The organism is Streptomyces sp. NPDC058279, from assembly GCF_042881255.1.
In the GTDB taxonomy this organism is placed as follows: domain Bacteria; phylum Actinomycetota; class Actinomycetes; order Streptomycetales; family Streptomycetaceae; genus Streptomyces.
Window position 1 is genome coordinate 54,356 of the sequence record NZ_JBHVYA010000010.1, and the last position, 17,402, is coordinate 71,757.

At 69.8% G+C, this 17,402-nt stretch carries 17 protein-coding genes and 1 pseudogene; 8 read left to right on the top strand and 10 right to left on the bottom strand.

Going from position 1 to position 17,402, the window contains the following annotated elements; genetic code table 11:
• Positions 1-110: 110 nt before the first annotated feature.
• On the bottom strand, positions 111-923 hold the full coding sequence (locus tag ACFVXJ_RS20170; protein ID WP_389663354.1) for a class I SAM-dependent methyltransferase: 813 nt from the start codon (positions 921-923) through the stop codon (positions 111-113).
• Between the two features lie 164 nt (positions 924-1,087).
• Between ACFVXJ_RS20170 and mshA the strand changes: the two genes are divergently transcribed.
• Complete coding sequence (gene mshA / locus ACFVXJ_RS20175; RefSeq protein WP_389663356.1) at positions 1,088-2,470, top strand: D-inositol-3-phosphate glycosyltransferase; 1,383 nt, start codon at positions 1,088-1,090, stop codon at positions 2,468-2,470.
• Positions 2,463-2,960, top strand: coding sequence for a YbjN domain-containing protein (locus ACFVXJ_RS20180; protein WP_389663357.1), 498 nt, complete (start codon positions 2,463-2,465; stop codon positions 2,958-2,960). Before mshA ends, ACFVXJ_RS20180 begins: the two co-directional genes overlap by 8 nt.
• 51 nt (positions 2,961-3,011) lie before the next feature.
• Here the strand turns inward: ACFVXJ_RS20180 and ACFVXJ_RS20185 are convergent, their stop codons facing one another.
• Positions 3,012-4,280 (bottom strand): MDR family MFS transporter, encoded by a 1,269-nt coding sequence (locus ACFVXJ_RS20185; protein ID WP_389663359.1) that lies wholly within the window; start codon positions 4,278-4,280, stop codon positions 3,012-3,014.
• A 257-nt stretch (positions 4,281-4,537) separates the two neighbouring features.
• On the opposite strand from ACFVXJ_RS20185, the gene ACFVXJ_RS20190 reads away from it, so the two are divergent.
• Positions 4,538-5,299, top strand: a complete 762-nt coding sequence (locus ACFVXJ_RS20190) for a phosphoglyceromutase (protein WP_389663361.1) — start codon at positions 4,538-4,540, stop codon at positions 5,297-5,299.
• Between the two features lie 78 nt (positions 5,300-5,377).
• On the opposite strand, the gene ACFVXJ_RS20195 is transcribed toward ACFVXJ_RS20190, so the two are convergent.
• From ACFVXJ_RS20195 to ACFVXJ_RS20215, 5 genes are all read right to left on the bottom strand, one after another.
• A complete protein-coding gene (locus tag ACFVXJ_RS20195) occupies positions 5,378-6,613 on the bottom strand; it encodes a tyrosine-type recombinase/integrase (RefSeq protein WP_389663362.1) in 1,236 nt (411 codons plus the stop codon).
• Between the two features lie 496 nt (positions 6,614-7,109).
• Complete coding sequence (locus ACFVXJ_RS20200; protein ID WP_389663364.1) at positions 7,110-7,346, bottom strand: helix-turn-helix domain-containing protein; 237 nt, start codon at positions 7,344-7,346, stop codon at positions 7,110-7,112.
• A gap of 250 nt (positions 7,347-7,596) precedes the next feature.
• Positions 7,597-9,240, bottom strand: a complete 1,644-nt coding sequence (locus tag ACFVXJ_RS20205; RefSeq protein ID WP_389663366.1) for an ATP-binding protein — start codon at positions 9,238-9,240, stop codon at positions 7,597-7,599.
• Complete coding sequence (locus ACFVXJ_RS20210; RefSeq protein WP_389663367.1) at positions 9,237-9,884, bottom strand: HNH endonuclease; 648 nt, start codon at positions 9,882-9,884, stop codon at positions 9,237-9,239. Before ACFVXJ_RS20210 ends, ACFVXJ_RS20205 begins: the two co-directional genes overlap by 4 nt.
• Complete coding sequence (locus ACFVXJ_RS20215; RefSeq protein WP_389663369.1) at positions 9,881-10,798, bottom strand: sigma factor-like helix-turn-helix DNA-binding protein; 918 nt, start codon at positions 10,796-10,798, stop codon at positions 9,881-9,883. Before ACFVXJ_RS20215 ends, ACFVXJ_RS20210 begins: the two co-directional genes overlap by 4 nt.
• A 214-nt stretch (positions 10,799-11,012) precedes the next feature.
• Between ACFVXJ_RS20215 and ACFVXJ_RS20220 the strand changes: the two genes are divergently transcribed.
• The 4 genes and pseudogenes from ACFVXJ_RS20220 to ACFVXJ_RS20235 all read left to right on the top strand — a co-directional run bounded on the left by ACFVXJ_RS20220 (position 11,013) and on the right by ACFVXJ_RS20235 (position 14,376).
• On the top strand, positions 11,013-11,345 hold the full coding sequence (locus ACFVXJ_RS20220; RefSeq protein ID WP_389663370.1) for a GntR family transcriptional regulator: 333 nt from the start codon (positions 11,013-11,015) through the stop codon (positions 11,343-11,345).
• 160 nt (positions 11,346-11,505) lie between these two features.
• Positions 11,506-12,753 (top strand): XRE family transcriptional regulator, encoded by a 1,248-nt coding sequence (locus ACFVXJ_RS20225; RefSeq protein WP_389663372.1) that lies wholly within the window; start codon positions 11,506-11,508, stop codon positions 12,751-12,753.
• 853 nt (positions 12,754-13,606) lie between these two features.
• A pseudogene (locus ACFVXJ_RS20230) lies at positions 13,607-13,726 on the top strand (IS5/IS1182 family transposase); the annotation flags it as partial.
• Between the two features lie 296 nt (positions 13,727-14,022).
• A complete protein-coding gene (locus tag ACFVXJ_RS20235; protein WP_389663374.1) occupies positions 14,023-14,376 on the top strand; it encodes a 5-fold beta-flower protein in 354 nt (117 codons plus the stop codon).
• Here ACFVXJ_RS20235 and ACFVXJ_RS20240 read toward each other — a convergent pair.
• Positions 14,368-14,838, bottom strand: coding sequence for a hypothetical protein (locus ACFVXJ_RS20240; protein WP_389663376.1), 471 nt, complete (start codon positions 14,836-14,838; stop codon positions 14,368-14,370). The genes ACFVXJ_RS20235 and ACFVXJ_RS20240 overlap by 9 nt on opposite strands.
• 728 nt (positions 14,839-15,566) lie before the next feature.
• Here ACFVXJ_RS20240 and ACFVXJ_RS20245 point away from each other — a divergent pair.
• Entirely contained in the window at positions 15,567-16,043 is a 477-nt protein-coding gene (locus ACFVXJ_RS20245) for a hypothetical protein (protein ID WP_389663377.1), read from the top strand.
• Positions 16,044-16,136: 93 nt separating this feature from the next.
• Here the strand turns inward: ACFVXJ_RS20245 and ACFVXJ_RS20250 are convergent, their stop codons facing one another.
• The gene (locus ACFVXJ_RS20250) at positions 16,137-16,295 is read right to left on the bottom strand and encodes a hypothetical protein (RefSeq protein ID WP_361314502.1); all 159 of its coding nucleotides are present in this window, start codon (positions 16,293-16,295) and stop codon (positions 16,137-16,139) included.
• Between the two features lie 153 nt (positions 16,296-16,448).
• Positions 16,449-17,126 carry a phosphate signaling complex protein PhoU gene (phoU, locus tag ACFVXJ_RS20255; protein WP_389663378.1) on the bottom strand — a complete coding sequence of 226 codons (678 nt, stop codon included), beginning with the start codon at positions 17,124-17,126 and terminating at the stop codon, positions 16,449-16,451.
• Positions 17,127-17,402 lie beyond the last annotated feature (276 nt).

Below are 17,402 nucleotides of genomic sequence, written 5' to 3' on the forward strand. Positions count from 1 at the left end.
GTGCCACGAGTCGGTGAATTCCGACACCCTCTGTGGATAACCCCGCACCGCCTGCTCAACGGACGGTTTCCCACCCCGGTTTCCCACCCCGGTTCCCCGAGCGGCGATGTTCACCCCGTCGGGCGCAACGCCTCCCACCGCACGGTCAGTTCACCCTGCCGCCAGCGCACCGGCCCGTCCGCCAGCGGCCAGTCGCCGGCCAGCGCCCGCGCCGTCCGGATCCAGCGCTGCCGGGCCCCGTAGGAGGCGTACGGGGCCGCCGCCGCCCACGCGCGGTCGAAGTCGCGCAGGAACGCGTGCACCGGCTCACCCGGCACGTTGCGGTGGATCAGTGCCTTCGGCAACCGCTCCGCCAGGTCCGAGGGGCGCTCCAGGGAGCCCAGTCGGGTCGCGAAGGTGACCGTGCGCGCCCCCTCGGGCCCGAGCGCGACCCATACGTGTCGCCGCCCGATCTCGTCGCACGTCCCCTCGACGAGCAGCCCGCCCGGCGCCAGCCGCGCGCACAGCCGCCGCCACACCGCCTCGACCTGCTCCTCGTCGTACTGCCGCAGCACGTTCGCCGCGCGGATCAGCATCGGGGCCGCCCCGCCGTCCAGCGGGACCTCGAAGCCGCCGTGCCGGAAACTGAGCCCGTCCCGCTCGTACGGCTTCGCCGCCGCCACCCGCGCCGGCTCGATCTCGATGCCGACCACCCGCACCCGCGGCGCCGCCTCCCGCAGCCGGGCCAGCAACTCGACCGCCGTCCAGGGAGCGGCCCCGTAACCGAGGTCCACCGCCACCGGCGCCTCCGCCCGGCGCAGCGCGGCCCCGTGCGTGGCGGCGATCCAGCGGTCCATCCGGCGCAGCCGGTTCGGGTTCGTGGTCCCGCGCGTGACCGTGCCCACGGGGCGTCTGGGGGGCGGTGGGGTGCTGCGGGAAACCATGCGCCGAGCGTATGCGGAGCGAAAAGAAGCGAGGAAATCCGTCCACCTCGGAATGCGGGACGCGTCCATCCGGGTTGCACTCCTTGCAGGGCGCTGACCGCGCTCTGCGAGCCATGCCCTACGTCATGCCCCAGCGCGCCGTCCGAGCGAGAGGAACTGCTCCCTTGAGCCAGTACGTGTCCCGCCTCGGCGGCAGTATCAGCGGCCGTATCGCCGCCGCCCGCTCGACCCGCCACGAGCCGCCCCGCCTGCGGCTCCCGGCCGTGGGCCACTCCCGCAAGCCCCGCCGCGTCGCCATGCTCAGCGTGCACACCTCACCGCTGCACCAGCCCGGCACCGGCGACGCCGGCGGGATGAACGTGTACATCGTCGAGCTCGCCAGGCGGCTGGCCGCGATCAACATCGAGGTGGAGATCTTCACCCGCGCCACCACCGGCGGGCTGCCGCCCCGGGTCGAGCTGGCCCCCGGCGTCCTGGTCCGGCACGTGGACGCGGGCCCGTACGAGGGCCTCGCCAAGGAGGAGCTGCCGGCCCAGCTCTGCGCCTTCACCCACGGCGTGATGCAGGCGTGGGCCGGGCACCGCCCGGGCTACTACGACCTCGTCCACTCCCACTACTGGCTCTCCGGCCATGTCGGGTGGCTCGCCGCCGAACGCTGGGGCGTGCCGCTCGTGCACGCCATGCACACCATGGCCAAGGTCAAGAACGCGGCGCTGGCGGAGGGCGACACCCCCGAGCCCGCCGCCCGCGTCATCGGCGAGACCCAGATCGTCGCGGCGGCCGACCGGCTCATCGCCAACACCGCCGAGGAGGCCGACGAACTCGTCCGGCACTACGAGGCCGACCCCGGCAAGGTCGCCGTCGTCCACCCCGGCGTGAACCTCGACCGCTTCACCGTCGGCGACGGCCGGGCCGCCGCCCGCGCCCGCCTCGGACTCCCGCAGGACGCCGTGATCCCGCTCTTCGCGGGCCGCATCCAGCCGCTCAAGGCCCCCGACATCCTGCTGCGGGCGGTCGCGGAGCTGGTGGACCGCGATCCGTCGCTGCGCGCGCGGCTCTTCGTACCCGTCGTCGGCGGCCCCAGCGGCAGCGGCCTCGCCAAGCCGGAGGGGCTGCAGAAGCTCGCCGCGAAGCTCGGCATCGCGGACGTCGTCCACTTCCACCCGCCGGTGGCGCAGGACCGGCTCGCCGACTGGTTCCGGGCGGCGTCGGTGCTGGTCATGCCCTCGTACAACGAATCCTTCGGACTCGTCGCGATCGAGGCGCAGGCCACCGGCACCCCGGTGCTCGCGGCGGAGGTCGGCGGGCTGCCGGTCGCCGTCAACGACGGCGTGACGGGCATCCTCGTACCCGGCCACGATCCGGTGGACTACGCGCGCGAGCTGCGCCGCTTCCTGGACGAACCGGGGCTGACGGACCGGATGGGCGCCGAGGCCGCACGGCACGCGCAGTTCTTCGGCTGGGACACCGCGGCGAGCGGCACGGCGGACGTCTACACCGCGGCGATGCATGATCATCGCCGTCGCGTACGCTCCCACCATGGCTGACGCAGACGCTGACACCACCGCGATCGTCGAGGACACCCTCTCCGAGGCCGGCCTGGACTGGGAGAGCCCGGCACCGGGCTCCTACGTCGTCCAGTTGCCCGGCACGCGCAAGCTGAGCACCACCTGCTCGCTGCGGGTCGGCAAGCACTCCCTGTCGGTGAACGCCTTCGTCATCCGCCACCCCGACGAGAACGAGGCGGGCGTCCACCGCTGGCTGCTGGAGCGCAACCTCAAGCTGTACGGGATGGCCTACGCGGTCGACGGTCTCGGCGACGTCTACCTGACGGCGCGGCTCCCGCTGAGCGTGGTCACCCCCGCCGACCTGGACCGGCTCCTCGGCACGGTCCTGGAGGCGGCGGACGGCGCGTTCAACACGCTGCTGGAGCTGGGTTTCGCGAGCGCGATCCGGCGCGAGTACGAGTGGCGCGTCTCGCGCGGCGAATCCACCCGCAACCTGGACGCGTTCCGGCACCTGACGCGCCCGGCCTGAGGCGCCCGGCCTGACGCGCCCGGCCCGCCGGTTGCAGGCGTTTCGGGCGTTTCAGGCGACGGCCGGATCGGGGGCCTGGGTCGGGGCGACGGGGGTCGGGACCACGGCCGGCCGCTCCGCCGGCAGCCGCCGCATCAGCAGCCAGTACCCCAGCCCGGCCACCGTGCCCAGCGCCCCGGTCGCCCCCCACAGCCACCCGGCCCCGAGGTGGTCGATCACGTAGCCGGCCATCAGCGGGGCCACCAGCGAGGCCACCGCCCACGACATCGTGTACATCCCCTGGTAGCGCCCCCGCCCGTGCACCGGGGACAGCCGCGCCACCAGCCCCATCTGCGTCGGCGAGTTCACGATCTCCGCCAGCGTCCACACGCACACCGTCAGCGCGTACGCCCACAGCGACCCGGCGAAGGCCGTCATCGCGAACCCGTAGCCGGCCAACAACGCCGAGATCACCAGCAGCCGCTGCGGGTCCCGGTGCTCGATGAACCGGGTGACCGGGATCTGGAGCAGCACGATCAGCAACCCGTTCGCCGCGACGACCAGCCCGTAGTCCCCGGCCGAGTACCCGGCCGCGCCCATCGCCGCCGGCAGGCCCACCGACCCCTGGGTGAAGATCAGCGAAATCAGGAACGACAGCCCGACGACGCCCATGAACCGCCCGTCGCGCAGCACCGTCCCCAGCCCGATCGCCGGCCCTTCGTCCGCGCCGCCGCTCGTGTCCCGCACCGGGCGGGACTCGGGAAGCTTCACGAACACCAGCACCGCGCACAGCAGGGTGAGCGTCGCCTCGCCCAGGAAACCGGCCAGGTAGCTGTACTCCGCCACCAGCCCGGCCGCCATCGCGCTGACGCCGAAACCGAGGTTGATGGCCCAGTAGTTCAGCGCGAAGGCCCGTACCCGGTCCTCCGGCCGGACGATGTCCGCCATCATCGCGGTGACCGCCGGGCGGGAGGCGTTCGAAGTCATGCCGACCAGCAGCGCCACCGCCGCGATCGCCCCCGGATGCTCCATGAAGCCCAGCAGCGCCACCGAGAAGGCGGTGGAGAGCTGCGCGGCGAGCAGCGTCGGCCGCCGCCCCAGCCGGTCGGTCAACACCCCCGCGACCAGCGACGACAGCACGCCGCCCAGGCCGTGCAGGGCCAGCACCAGACCCGCGAAGGAGGCCGAGTAGCCGCGGTCGATGGTCAGGTACAGGGTCATGAAGGTGGCGACGAAGGCCCCGAGCCGGTTGATCAGCGTGCTCGTCCACAGCCACCAGAAGGCGCGCGGCAGTCCTGCCACGCTCTCCCGCGCCCCCCGCGTCAAACGGCCCACCGACATACGGATTCCCCCAGGCGATCAAGCGTCAGCAAGTAAGTGCCTCTTCGGCTCTCCGCACCCTACGAGCGGCCGTCGTGGAACCGCCACCCAATTGACGCCGAGCGTCAATCGGCGCGACCCGGCGGGGAGTCGACGGGGCCCGGCGGGGCCGGGCGCGGGAGGCTCGACCGGGCCGCGGGCAAGGGCCCGAAACGGGGCCGCCGACGGCCGTGGACACCGCGCGCGAGCGCCCCGGGCCGTCCATTAGGCTCGTACGCATGGCCGACGCACCGTACAAGCTGATCCTCCTCCGTCACGGCGAGAGCGAGTGGAACGCGAAGAACCTGTTCACCGGCTGGGTGGACGTCAATCTCAACGAGAAGGGCGAGAAGGAGGCGGTCCGCGGCGGTGAGCTGCTCAAGGACGCCGGCCTGCTCCCCGATGTCGTGCACACCTCGCTCCAGAAGCGCGCGATCCGCACCGCGCAGCTGGCGCTGGAGGCCGCCGACCGCCACTGGATCCCGGTCCACCGCTCCTGGCGCCTGAACGAGCGCCACTACGGCGCCCTCCAGGGCAAGGACAAGGCCCAGACGCTCGCCGAGTTCGGCGAGGAGCAGTTCATGCTGTGGCGCCGCTCGTACGACACCCCGCCGCCGCCGCTCGAGGACGGTACGGAGTTCTCCCAATCCGACGACGCGCGCTACGCGACGATCCCGCCGGAGCTGCGCCCGCGCACGGAGTGCCTCAAGGACGTCGTCGTCCGGATGCTCCCGTACTGGTACGACGCCATCGTCCCGGACCTGCTGACCGGCCGCACGGTCCTGGTCGCCGCGCACGGCAACTCCCTGCGCGCCCTGGTCAAGCACCTGGACGGCATCTCGGACGCCGACATCGCGGGCCTCAACATCCCGACCGGCATCCCGCTCTCCTACGAGCTGGACGCGGACTTCAAACCCCTCACCCCGGGCGGCACCTACCTCGACCCGACCGCCGCCGCGGCCGCCATCGAGGCCGTCAAGAACCAGGGCAAGAAGAAGTAAGAAAAGCGATCATGCCCCTGACCTGCCCACATGGTGCAGGTCAGGGGTTTTCGTTTGCTCTGGGCCCACTGTGGGCCCTCAGTGCGGGGGGCCGTCCGGCCGCAGAGCCTTGCCGAGTGCCTGCCTCGCGCGGTCCCGGCTGCTGGGCATGAGGTGGGCGTACACCTTGAGCGTGAGTCCTGGATCGGAGTGCCCCAGGTACTCGCTCACGGCCTTGATGCTTTCTCCCGCGTCCAGCAGCACGGACGCGTAGAAGTGCCTCAGCGCGTGCATGCCGTGCTCTCGCGCGGCGGCGTGCCCGCGGCTCTTCGCCGCGGGGATGACTCCGACCTTGGCGAGCGAGGGTTTCCAGTGATCCTCGTTCAGCGACGTACGCCAGACATGTCCGCCAAGGGGGCCGGTGAAGATCAAGCGCTTGGTTACGGGCGGCCCGCCGGCACGCATCCACGGCAGCGTGATCTCCACCGGAGGGAAGCGCTTCATGTGCGCCTTGAGCGCGTCCGCCACGGGGTCGGGTAGCGGCACGTCGCGCAACTTGCCGCCCTTCGGAGGAGCGAACACGGGCGTGCTCAAGCTCAGCTTGAGCTGCTGGACGACGTGAAGGGTGTGGTTGTCGAAGTCGAGTTCTTCGAAGGACAGCCCGAGGATTTCCCCCTGCCGCAGACCGCACCCGGCGCCCACGTCCACCATGGGCCGGAACCGCTCCACCAGCGCGCCGCGCACGGCGAAGACCCGTTCCGGCAGCCAGGGGACCACACGGCGCGCGCCCATCTCCGGGAGCGTCACCGTGCGCGAGTTACAGGGGTTCCGAGGCAGGTACCCGTCTTCGACGGCCGCGCTCAGGACGGCGCGCACGTTGGAGAAGATGACGCGGGCGTACGAGCCGGACATCCCGGAGGCTTCGAGCTGGGTCACGAACTCGCGGATGTGGCTCGGCTGGAAGGAGCCCAGCGGCCGGTCCCCGATGCGGGGGAAGGCGTGCAGCTTGAGCTGAGACGTCATCGACGCGCGGGTGTTCGGGTCACCGCTCTGGCTCGCCAGCCACTTCTCCGCGAACTCCTTGAAGGATGTCCGGGCCGCGTTCGGGTCGATGTACTGGCCGCGCGCGACGTCGGCGCTGATGGTGCTGAGCCACTGCTCGGCGAGGCGCTTCTGCCCGTCCTCGAAGGACTTGGACTTCCGCTTGCCGTCGGGTGCGAAGTAGCGCGCCCTGTAGCGCATGCCGGTGCCATGGCGCTCGGTCTTCACTCGGGTGGTCTTGCCGTTGCCGTCGGTCTCAGTCCTGAACCAACGGTCTTGGATGCTGCCGGCCATGTCGAGGGGTTCCTTCGAGTAGGTGGATCGGGTCGTGGCTGGTACTCAGGGAGGCCGGACGGGGGTGTCCGGCGGGCTCTCTGCGAGGGTTCTGGGGCTGGTTGGCGGGGTGCCTCCCTGCCTCCCTGAAGGGCTGTCTGTGCAGCTCAGGTGGAGGGAGGTGGTCCAGGGAGGCGGTCAGGGAGTTCTCCCTGCCTCCCTGGTGCTTCCCTGGGTTGCGAGGGGTTGGGCGGGGCCCCTTTACCGGCGCTACCGAGCTGTTCAGGGGCCGCTACCGCGCCCGCTACCGGGGTAAGGGGGGTGGCTCTACTTGCGGCGCCCTCTCGGACGCTGTGACGGGGAGCTACTGCCTACTGCCCACCGGCTAGTGCCTACTGCCTACTGCCAACAGGCCTGTTCAGGGGTGGTGGGGTGGCTGCGGAAGGGGTTCTACTGCCTAGTGCCCGGTGGGCAGTAGGCAGTAGGCAGTAGCTCTGCGTGGAGGATGTCGGGGTCGTCAGGCGGCGTCGCGGTCGGCCTGTTCGCGGATCCAGGCGTGGACGGCGGCGGGGTCGTAGCGGATGTGCCGGCCGACGCGGAATCCGGGCGGGCCGGTGCGCTTCTTGCGCCAGCCGTAGATGGTCTCGATGGGGACGACGAGCATGGAGGCGAGGTCTTCGGGGGTCAGGTACCGGTCGGGAAGTCCGGCGCGGAGGATCGCGCGGGGGTCGTTGTCCGGGCTGTTGGCGGGCATGGGCGGGGTGACTCCTCGTGTCCTTGGCGGCGTGCTGAGGGTCGGTGCGGTCGCGGTCCTAGAGAGTTGCTGCATCGCAGCGTCCATAGCGCCCCAGCGTCCGAAGGGTCTCTATCCGTGCAGGTCGGGCGCGGTTTGCGGTGTGGACGCTGGTGTGGACGCTGCGGACGCCGGCGGGGGCTAGCGTCCGCAGGGGCTGACGTGCCCGGGCCGCTGGTTCGCGGCCCGGTCCGGGGGTGATCCGGCGGTGTCAGTGCTGTTCAGGGATGGTGCGGCCTTGCCCGAGTGATGCCACTTCGGGCCAGAGCGGGTCCTGCGGGGGTGCGGACGCTGCGGGCGGGGCGGGGTCGATCCGGGAGAGGACGAGTAGGCGGTGGCGGTGCCGGTCCTGGCTACGTTGTGTGTCGTCCACGGCCACCCCGATGGACCGCAGGAGCGGCGCGAGCCGTTTGATGCGCCCGCTGGCCCGGGTGGCGTCCTTGGGCCAGCCCTGCGGCCGGAACCCTCCGGGGAGCGGGAGCTGTTCCAGGAGTTGGGCGGCAGTCCCGCTCCAGGTCCCGCACTCCTCCACGAGGGCGGCGACGGCTGTGCCGAAGGGGTCCCCTTCGAGTGCGTCTCCGGCGACGTTGGCTGAGGTGGCGAGGTAGGAGTCGAGGGTGTGCCACTCCTGCACCTGATCGACGGCGGCGAGGACGCGGGCGAAGTCGGCCATGCGGGGCATGGAGTCCAACTTGATGCCGGGCAGGACGGCTAGGACGGCCGCCAGGAGGTCGAACAGGGCACCCAGGACGGCGGGTCGGACTGCCTCGAAGGCGGCGTCGAGTTCCTCCTCGGTGCGGCGCTGGTCCTCTTCGATGAGCTGCAGGTCGAGCATGAGGAGCCGCTCTGCGAGGTCCCCGGCCAGGGCTCCGGCGTCGATGGTGGTCATGGCGAGGACCCGCCGGAAGGAGAGCACGACCACGTCGTCGTCGGTGTAGAGGGCGCGGTCCACGATCCCGTCACCGGTCACGGCCTTGCACAAGGTGTCGGACAGCCAGGGCGGGATGGTGCTGATGTTGTCCAGGCACAGGGCCCAGGAGTTGAAAGCCTGAGCCGACCACGCCTTGACGTCCCGGGGCTGGCTCCGCTTGCTCGCGGGGGACGGGTCGATGAGGTTGACGACCATCTGCGCAGTCTTCGACTTCCCCGTGCCCTGCTCGCCCTTGAAGGTGATCACCGGGTGCGGGATGTAGGGGATCCAGGCCGCGATGAGCCAGCCGACGAGCTGGTGGAAGGTGGGCGCGTCCATGTTCAGCAGGGCGTGGAGCTTGGCCAGGCCGTCGCCGTCGAGGACGGGTGCGGGCATGGGTGCCATGGCGCCGGATCGGCGGAACAGGATCGGGGAGCGGTCCACGATGTGCCAGCCGCCGGCCGACACGGTCACCGCCCGGCCGTCCGCGCTGCCCAGGTCCACGACGATGCCGTTCGGACCGCCTCCCACCCGCAGGTCCACCGGCGCGGGGTCGTCCTTCTCGGCGACTCCCTCCAGGACCATCATGGCGTCCGCCAGCGCGGACTGTGAGGCCACGTTGCCGTCGTAGGTGTCGGCGTACTTGCGGGCGAGACGCTGACGCAGTCCGGCCCGGCCGCGCAGCGGGAGGGCGATGTTCGGGCCGTCGATCGCGACCGCGTACGGGCGGCCGTCCGTCGAGGTGACGAACGTGTACCCCTCCCGGGCCAAGGCGACCAGTCGGGCCGCCGCGGCGGGCTTCTTGCCCTCCCCGCTGCTCGGGTCGGCGAGGGTCGATCGGCCTGCCGTGCGGGGGGTGTGCGGATCGGGCGTGCGGGACTGTGCGGGGGTGTGCGGATCGACGGTCGGGGTGTGGCCGTTCACGGTGTTCACGGCGGCGTTCACGCCGACTCCCTTCGGGGTGTGCGGGCGGGTCCGTGCGGGGCGGAACACAGTCGGGTGCGTGCGGGTCGATCGGCTTCCCGTCCACCCCGTGAGCTGCGGTAGACGGCCGCGCGGGGGTGCTCGTGAACACGGTGAACACCCTGGTGAACACCCGACCGTCCACCCGACTCGACGGCCGTGCGGTCGCCCGACTGACGTGCGTGCGCGAGGCGGGCCAGCAGCCGCAAGGCGTCCGGCGTGAACACCCCGACGAACCGGTGAACGTCGACCCGATCCACCCCGTGTCCACCCGACTCGATCAGCGGACTTACCCCGGCGGGAACGGTCGATCGATCGAGGGTGGAAGTCGGGTGGACGTCGGGGTGGACGGTCGAGGCGTCCACCCCGTCCACCGCGTGGATGAGTAGTAGGGCGATCAGCAGCGGGAAGCGGTTGGCCTTGGCGTGGTTGCACGGTCGGCAGGCCAGGACGAGATGGCCGGCCGACCAGGTGCGCAGGAGGTGGAACGGCACGACGTGATCCAGGGTGGCGTGCCGCAGGTGGGCGAACGGGGCCAGGCAGTAGGTGCAGTGAGCCCCGTCGCGGACGGCGAGCTGGAACTTCCGCGCTCGCCGTCGTCGCGCGTTGAGCTGGTGGGTCCTCACGCCGCCACCGTCATGTCGTCGGCGTTCAGGGCGCGCAGCGACTTGGCGCAGGCACCCAGTACGGGCAGCACCTGGTAGCGCGGTACCCCGAGCTTCCGGGAGACGTCCGTGATGTTGAGTCCCTGACCGACGTGCAGCAGCAGGGCGCGCCGGGAGACCTCGTCCATTCGCAGCAGGGCTGCTTGCTGGGCGGCGCTCATCCGGTTCAGCTCGTCCCGCTCCCAGCGGGGCAGCGTCTCCACCGCGACGGGCTCACCCGACAGCTCCGGGTTGTCGATCTGGAGGAGCAACAGGGCCGTTTCCACGAGCCGGTTGGCCGTGGGGTAGCTGCACCCGACGTGCTCCGCGACGAGCCGCATGTTCATGCCCTCCAGCCGGAGCAGGAGCGCCTGACGCTCGCGTGCCGGGAGGGCGGCCACCATCCTGTCCAGGTAGGCCGGGAGGATCGTTCGCACGCACTCGTTGGACACCAGCGGGCACAGCCAGTTGCAGATGACCGGGTCGCTCCAGTCCACCGGGCCCTCACCGGCCATACCCCGACGCAGGTGCTGGTGGATCTGGGTCTTGACCTGCGCGAACAACAGGATGCGCCGGTCGTCCTCGCTCAGCGGCTTCGGGCCCATGAGCGGCTTGGTGGTCTCCCGGGCCACCGCCACCCACGTCTCCTGGACGATGTCCTCCGCCAGCGTGGCAGCCTCCGAGCGGCGCATCCCACGGTTCATCAGCTTGCGCCGGGCGTAGCTCTCCAGCCGCCCGCCACCGAACTCGGCGTAGAGGGCGGCCAGGCGCTCCGACTGCTCGGGCGTCAGCGGGATGATCTCCCCGTTCTGTAACTTCCGACCGCCAGGGCCGTTCCCAGTCGGCCCATTGGTGACGGCGCGGTCAGTGATCCGCTTCGTGAGAGTTCCGGGCATGATGGATACACCCTTCAGCGGGTCGGGGAGCGGCTGACTGCTTGGCGGTAGGTGGCCGCTCCCTGCTTGAGTCCTGGCTTTGACCAGGGCTTTTCTGCTTTCCGGCGGCCCTTTCGAGCGCCTTAGCTATTAACTAGCGTGCACTAGTGCGCGCTAGTCGTCGAGGTCCATGGAGTGGCGTGCACTAGTTCGCTCTGGTGGGTACGCTCAGGGCATGACAGCTACGGGAGGACCCAAGTCGAAAGCCGCCCAAGTTGCCGACGCGCTGCGGGCGGAGCTGAAGTCGATGCGGCCCGGCGAGAGGCTCCCCACGCAGAGGGAGCTGGTTGAGCGCTTCGGGTACGCCGGCCAGACCATCCAGAACGGCCTGGCCATCCTGCGCGCTGAAGGGGCGATCGTGTCTGCGGGCAACCTCGGGAACTTCGCTGCTGGCGGTGCAGGGCAGGACGATAAGCCGGACGAGATCAAGGAAATCCGCTCCCAGATTCAGGCGTTGACTGAACGCGTCGCAGAGCTGGAATCGCGATGCGGCGCTGGTGGTGCTTGATCTGCAACCAGCCTGCGGTGTCAGGGAGTTGATCCGTAAGTGACACAGAGGTGGCAGCCAGTCGGATAGGGGGACACCCCCGAAGTCCCCTGGCTGTCCCCTTGCGTGTCCCCTGGGGCGACAGGCAAGACTCGCGTTAGGCACTCGGGAGAGAAGGCACATGGGCGACGACAGGCCTGCATGGGCACGACGGATGGCGGCAGAGCGCGCGGCGCGGGACTGGTCGCAGCGAGACGCGGTACGGGCTCTTCGGGCCCACGCCCCGACTGAGCTTCCCGCCGACGACAGCCTGATCCGCCAGTGGAAGCGCTGGGAGTCAGGCGCCACTCCGAACGACTTCTACCGTCCAATCATCGCGGCCATGTTCGGCACTGTGACGAACGCGCTCTTCCCGGCTCCCGGCCGGCGGGACGGGAACCGGGAGATCCTGGAGGTGAGCGGCATGGAGACCCTGGAAATCGTGAGTCGCCTCAATCGCTCCGACGTCGACAACGCGACGCTGGACGCGCTTCGCATCACGACCGACAGGCTGTGCTCCGAGTACCCGTTCATGCCCAGCGAGCAGCTCCTAATCGAGGGCCGCCAGTGGCTGCGGCGGGTGGTCGACCTCCACTCAAAGAGCCTCACGCTGGCTCAGCACCGCGAGGTGCTTGCACTCTCAGGCTGGCTCGCCCTGCTCGTGGGCTGTGTCGAGTACGACTCTGGCGAACGCCACGCGGCCGAATCGACCCGCAGGGCCGCGCTCTCGATCGCGACTGAGTCCGACCACGGCGAGGTTGCTGGGTGGGCCCACGAGATGCGGGCGTGGTTCGCCCTCACCACCGGCGACTACCGCGGCGTCATCGCGGCGGCTCAGGCCGGGGCAGAGGTTGCGGAACACCATGGCGTCGCCGTGCAGCTTGCGGCGCAGGAGGCCAAGGCCTGGGCGCGTCTCGGCGACCGGCGCCAGGTTGAGGTCGCTCTGGACCGCGGCCGGCGGATGCTCGAAGGGATGCCGCATCCGGAGAATCTCGACAACCATTTCGTTGTCGACCCGGCGAAGTTCGACTTCTACGCGATGGACTGCTACCGCCTGGTGGGCGAGGACAAGCTGGCTCGCACGCTCGCGGAGGAGGTACTCCGGGCGGGCACGGACTTCGACGGAACAGAGCGGGCCCCTATGCGGAACGCGGAGGCGCGCGTCACGCTCGGCGTGACGGCTGCACGCGAGGGCGACCTGGAGCAGGCGCTCATCATGGGCGAGCGCGCGCTGCAGGGCGACAGGCAGTCGGTGCCCTCCCTCATCATGACCAGCCGCGAACTGGCGGCGGAGATGAAGCGCCGTTACAGCGCGGAACCAGCCGCTCAGGACTACCTCGCCAACCTGCGGGCCCTGGGCCAGGAGAAGCCCGGCTTCCTCCCTGGCTAGCGATCGGAGCTGAAGCCCGAGACCCCGATTCCGGCCGGAATCGGGGTCTCGGCGTATGGGCTTGCTAGTCGCTAGTGCCCAGGTCAGTGGCCCTTCAAGTTGCTAGGACTGGTGCTAGACCTAGCACCCGTTTCCGTGGCTCTGCGAGGTGGACAGACTGGAAGGAGCGGCCTTCGGCCGCCGACCCTTGGCAGCTCGCTGCGCTCGCGCTCGCCCAATCGGCGGGGGAGCGTCGCAGGTTGGCGGCGGGCGGGGCGTCACGGGTGTGACGCACCCGCGTCACACCCCACTGCGAGTGACAGCCCGGGCCAGTCTTGGCGCCCTTGACCTGCGTGCCTCTGCGTCACGGCTGCCGTGACGCCCGTGACGCTATGAACCACCTGCCGTCCGTCGGCCGCCGCCGTGGAGAAGAGACCACCCGGTCGCGCCCTGGTGGTCTCTTCGTCTTGCGGCTGTGCTGAGTAAGGATGCAGCGTCCGCACGGGCCTTGGTCTCGGCAGCGCTTTGACCTGTGGTGACGCTCTTAGTGGGGGGTGGAGCTGTGGACGCTGCGGACACTGTCGGACGCTGGGCATTCTGGTTAGCGTCCACACCTTCTATGCAGGTCAGATGGTGTGGGATGAACGCTGTGGACGCTGTGGACGCTGTCTTCCTTCAACTCTCTAGGACGGCAGATGCACCCCTCGTTAACAGCCGCCCCTCTCCTCTGGTGACGGCGGCTTTTCAGGTGGTGGCGGGCCCCATCCCCTGAAAAGCCGTCCTTCTCGTACTGGGGCGGGGCCTTCCAAGGGGGCCGTCGCCGCTCGCCCCCTTGGAAGGCCCCGCCCTTCCACGTGGCCGTCCTACTGGGTAGACCTGCTGGCGGCGCCTGGAGCGGTGGCAGCAGGCCGGGGTCTTCGACCAGCGGCACCGACTTCTGCTCGCCGAGCTGAACGCGGCCGGCCGCCTCGACTGGTCCAGGGCCTGCGTGGACGGGCTACGTACCGTACGCCCATGGACGAGCACGTACCGTGCTGGATCAGGCAGCAACCGAGACTAAAACTGAGACTGGCCCCAGCCGTACGGCTCCCCTCCGACCAGAAGGGTAGAAGCCATCGGTCGGACTCCAACAACGGGGCGGGGAGCGGCCGTGCGATCAGTGGTTACAGGCAGAGAATAGAAGTGGAGGCGCCCCCGGGATGAAGACATCAGGGGGCGGGCTGCCAGTGGTGGGACCCCGCGCGAACGCAGTCCCAGGGCGAGTAACAAGATCTCTGAGCGAGGTGGGCCATGGAAAGCATTTACAGCCCGAGCGGTCAGCTAATGGGCTCCGTTGGGAGCGGTGGGACGGTGACGAATAGTCAAGGGCGGACTATCGGGAGAGTCTCTACATATGACGTATATGAGAACGGCGACAAAAGGGTAGGCGAGGTAGAGTACTCAGGAAATGTCCTAGACTCAAGAAGACTCCCGGTTGGATACGTGAGAGACACCTCCGTATACGCCAACAATGAACAGCTTGTAGGAACCGTGGAGGCCGAAAGTGAGCCGGACTGGCAACGTAAGGGACCTACAAAGGCGGAGAGAGCCGGAGCGGCGCTGCTCCTTCTGCTAAGGGAGCGGCCTTTCCCTTGGTCAGCTTGACCCGACACCGGCATGGCCGCCGTTTCCAAGGACACTCGACCTTGAACGTGCCCTCAGGAGGTGTTGCAGTTGGCAGGCGCGGAGAGCATCGCCAGTCGAGAGACCTTCTGGCCAGAAATGCTCAAGTCTCACAGTGTCTCCGCTGAAGAAATTCGCCCGTCCCTTCCTGCGACCGAACAGCACCTGGTAGTCCACGTTGAACCAGTCGAATTCCAGGTGGCTAAAGGTGCCTAGTGGACTGGTCTGCCAGTCGTAGATGATCTCGTGATCGCCCATCCAGAGACTCCAACCTTCGATGCCATGGGCATCCCTGAGGTGCACTCCCGTCTCGTACTTGGCCATGTTGATATTCATTTCGAGGGTCAGATTCGGGAGATCTCGAACCGATCCATCCATGAAGCGGATCACGGGTTGAGGGATCTGAACTCTGTCTTCGGCCAATCGGCAGCAGATATTCTTCACCAGATACTTCGTCAGTGCTCTGCGCTCATCCCTCCAGCCTTTCCCCAAGATCCTGTTACGAGCTCTAACGGTTGTCGTGCACGCCCGGGGTAGGTGGTGAAACGCAGTCCAGGGTGCCGTCCTGGCCCCGGGACTTGTCGCTTGTCGCTTGTCGGCCCGCAGGTAGCAGGCCCTTTCGGAGCACCTCAGGGCCGAAGTGAGTCCGCCACGGTGACGACAAGCGACAAGCGGCCACGTGGAGCGGACGCCCTTCGTCGTGATGGCCAGTTTGTGGAGAGGCACGAAGAGCGCCAGACCCGGTTACCGGTTACCGGTTACAGGTCCTGGGGATGCTGGTTCGCGCTGCTCGGAGCGGTCCAGGGTGATGTCTGCGGGCTGTAACCGGTAACCGGCAACTGCGCGGCTGGCTTCTGGACAAGCAAGAGGAGCACCACGCCCGGCGTGCTCCTCTTGCTTGTTCCTGAGGCCTTCCAGGTGCGACATGGGCCCGGTCCTTGGGCCCTCTCTGGGCCCTGCGAGGGTGACCGGGTGCGACGGACAACGACCAACGATGACCGTTCGACAGCAGGTCAGGCGGGGTGCGCGGGCCTCTGACCAGGGCAGGAAAACGGGCCCGCCAGACCCAGGGCAAGAAGTAACCCGAGCCACGAAGAGGCCCCCCACCCGCCGTTTCCCGGCGGGTGGGGGGCTTCTCGTCGCGCCGGGCCCGAGCGTGAGAGGGAACGCGCATGGCCGCGGCTGTCGCCCTGCACTTCGACCGAGTCCGCACGCGGGGGGATCACGGTGATCTCCGACTGAGCCTCGGCTCCCACCGGCACACCTGCGACTCCTACTACTTCGCCCTCGACGACGGCCCCGCGGTCGCGGGCGGCCTGGGGCCGCGGCTCGCGCGACTCGTGGGGCAGTGGGCCGCCCACCTCGCGCGGCTCGAAGAGCCGGGCGGGGTCGCCTACCTGCCGTACGACTTCTCGGACCAGTGCACGGCGTGGCTGCGCGTGTCGTCCGAGGACGGGCGGAACGCCGAGGTCCAGGCCGGCTGGAGTCGGATCGAGGGCTGGGCGATCACGCCCTCCGACTACCTGGCCACAGCGCCCGGCGTGACGGACTTCGAGCCGATCAACGGTGCCCGCGTCGAGTGCTCCCTGGCCGAACTCGCAGCGCGTCTCGACACCATCCGCACCGCCCTCGCCGCCACGGGACCCTAGGGGTGTCTGACCTCCGAGCGGCCGAAGGGCCTCCGCCCGCCTGCTTGGGGCGGGTGGAGGCCCTACGGGGCGCCGGCCGGGATGCCGAGGTCATCAGCCGCCGCACTGGCACGGGGCGCCGGACTGGCAGCCGCAGCCGCAGCCCGAGCCACAGCCGCAGGCCGCCAGCAGCGGGAGGCGCAGCGGCTCCCGCGCCGGCGGGGGCTGCGGCCGCTCGTGCTCCGGGGTGATGGGGACGGGGGAATCGGGCATGGATCCTCCTCGCGGGCGGTGCGCAGGCGGTGTGCCTTCGCCCCCATTCACGCCCAGGGGCCCCGGCGCGTCAACGGCGCATTGGAGCTCGCCGCGCTCGGCCGGCCAGACGGCCAGAAGGCCAGACGGCCAGACGGCCAGACGGGCGGGCGCTCAGATGCCCTCGACCTGGGTCGGCGGCTGCAACTCGTCCGCGTGCTCGCCCGTCACCAGGTAGACGACCCGCTTCGCGACCGACACCGCGTGGTCCGCGAACCGCTCGTAGTAGCGGCCCAGCAGCGTCACGTCGACCGCCGTCTCGATGCCGTGCTTCCAGCGGTCGTCCATCAGGTGCTGGAACAGCGTGCGGTGCAGCTGGTCCATCTCGTCGTCGTCCTGCTCCAGTTGGAGCGCCAGGTCCACGTCCTTCGTGATGATGACCTCGGCCGCCTTCGCCATCAGCCGCTGCGCCAATTGCCCCATCTCCAGGATGGTGGCGTGCAGGTCCCGCGGCACCGCCCGGTCCGGGAAACGCAGCCGCGCCAGCTTCGCCACGTGCTGCGCCAGGTCGCCGGAGCGCTCCAGGTCGGCGCTCATGCGCAGCGAGGTCACCACGATGCGCAGATCGGTGGCGACCGGCTGCTGCCGGGCGAGCAGCGCGATCGCGCGGGCTTCCAGGTCGTGCTGGAGGTCGTCGACCTTCTGGTCGGCGGCGATGACGCTCTCCGCCAGCTTCAGGTCGGCGTCGAGCATGGACGTCGTGGCCCGCCCGATCGCGGAACCGACGAGCCGGGCCATCTCGACCAGGCTTTCTCCGATCGAGTCCAGTTCCTCGTGGTACGCGTCGCGCATGGGTGTCCCTCTCTTGCCTGCTCTGCCTGCTCGCTACTGCCGACCGCTCGCTCTTGCGCGCGCCACGCGCCGCGAGGCGCTCCGGCGGCCGTGGCGGCCGTGGCGGCCATGAGGCCGCGGGGGCCCATCCGGCCCCACGGTGCCACGGTGGGCCGCGAACGCGTCCGACTCCGGCACCCCAAGTGAATCAGCACCATCGCCACGGTGAACTCTGGGCGACGAGTGTTCGAGCTGCCACCCGAACGGCTGTGGAAGTGTCATCGCGCCTGCTTAACC